The organism is Romboutsia sp. 13368, from assembly GCF_018336475.1.
GTDB lineage: Bacteria > Bacillota > Clostridia > Peptostreptococcales > Peptostreptococcaceae > Romboutsia.
Genome location: NZ_CP048741.1, coordinates 1,458,326 through 1,460,223, shown reverse-complemented (window position 1 = coordinate 1,460,223; position 1,898 = coordinate 1,458,326). Strand labels below are relative to the sequence as shown.

The following is a 1,898-nucleotide window of genomic DNA, read 5'->3' as shown; positions in this document are numbered from 1 at the left end:
GGTTATATATTTTGGATTATATGAAATAACTCYATACTATGTAGGTATACCTAAATTTAAATTAAAATTTGATGAATTTAATAAATATTTTATGTATAGTTAAACTTATGATAAACTATACATATAGATTAGATAATATACAGAAGCAGAGTATAATAAGTACTTTTATGAATTAAAATATTATAAATAGGTCGATAGAATATAGAAGATAATTAAATAGTTCTAATATTAAAAAAGTCTAGAATTATCTTTAAAAGTATTTCTAGACTTTTTAATGTTATTATTATCTATATATTAAGTTTTAGGCTATTCTCTTTAAGATAATTTCTTTTTTCCTTATAGTCAGGAAATATAGTACTTACAAGTGACCAATACTCCTTTGAATGGTTCATATATTTAAGATGACATAGTTCATGAACTAAAACATAATCTATAATATCTAAAGGAGCCAATAGAACTTTCCAATTTATATATATGTTTCCTTTAGATGAACAAGTACCCCATGATGTTTTTTGCTCTTTTAGAGTTATAGAGTAAGGGTATAAGTTTAGCTTTTTTGAATATATAGTTAGTCTTTCTTTTATTAATTTTGACCCTTCAGTTAGATACCAATTTATAAGAAGTTCTCTTAATTTAATATATTGTTCATTACTAGATATATTGTAAGGAACTTTAGCTACAAATTTATCTTCATTAAAAGTTAGGGAGCACTTTATTATATCTTTTTCTTTAGATACATTTAATACATAGTAATTGCCAAGATAGGGTATTTTATCTCCATCAACTAGTAAAATAGGAGGATTCTCAGATTCCTTATTTTTAAACTCATTTATTTTATTTAAAATCCATTTACTTTTAGATACGACTAAATCATGTATAAATTCATCATTAACAGATTTAGGAGAAACAACAGTAACTATATTTGGATGTTTTACTTTTATCGTTATGTTTTTTACATTTGACTTTTTATTTATAGAGTAATTTATTATAGTATTTTCAAAATTGATTTTATACAAAATGATTTCCTCCAATATAAACTAATTATATTTTGATTATGAACTTTATTATACTAAAAAGTATTTGTAAATTTAATACTTATTTGAGACATATCCTTTTTTCTAAAAAGTATTTGTAAATTTAATACTTATTTGAGACATATCCTTTTTTATCAATAAACAACAATATTACAATAGATACTAATGATACAAATGTAGCTACAATACCAGCTTCAGGTCCAAATATTCCGCCAGTAATAAAGTCATTTCCAATTAAATTTAAATCTATTAAACTTCCAACAGAAACATTTAATCCACTTACTTCAAATCCAAATAAATTTCCTTGAGCAAAGTTCCAAGCAGTATGCATTCCACAAACAGCCCATAAATCATTAGTTTTTATAACGTAAAGGCCATAAAATACTCCAATCAGTATAATATTTATAATAGCTATGTAATTTACATTAGGATTAGCTAAATGTAAAACTCCAAATAATGTAGATGATATCAATAACCCAAATCCTATATTATATTTAGTGATTAAAACATTTAAAATCCATCCTCTAGTAACAATTTCTTCTGCAGAACCTTGTATAATCCATCCAAGTAAAATAACTAATATACTAGATAGAGAATATATTCCAACAGGTTGAATAGGAGTTTTTTCTATAGCTATATAACCAAAAGCTAAAAGTATCAATACTATAACACTCATCATTATTATACCTATTAAAAATCCAAATAAATATTTTTTTAGCCAATTATTTTTATTAAATCCAATATATGATAGACTCCTTTTTTCTATAACTTTTACTCTAAAAAACACTAATAATGATATAAATGCAAAGGAAAGTAAATTTAATAATAATRATAGTAAGCCTTGATTATTATTAAATAATGGAA

The 1,898-nt window shown here is 23.2% G+C and carries 2 protein-coding genes; both read right to left on the bottom strand.

Annotated elements, in window-relative coordinates; genetic code table 11:
* Nucleotides 1-287: 287 nt before the first annotated feature.
* Nucleotides 288-1,016, bottom strand: a complete 729-nt coding sequence (locus tag G3997_RS05885; RefSeq protein ID WP_296644347.1) for a M48 family metallopeptidase — start codon at nucleotides 1,014-1,016, stop codon at nucleotides 288-290.
* 121 nt (nucleotides 1,017-1,137) lie between these two features.
* Nucleotides 1,138-1,898, bottom strand: a 761-nt coding sequence (locus tag G3997_RS05880) for a CPBP family intramembrane glutamic endopeptidase (protein ID WP_296644340.1), incomplete at its 5' end; no start/stop codon positions are given.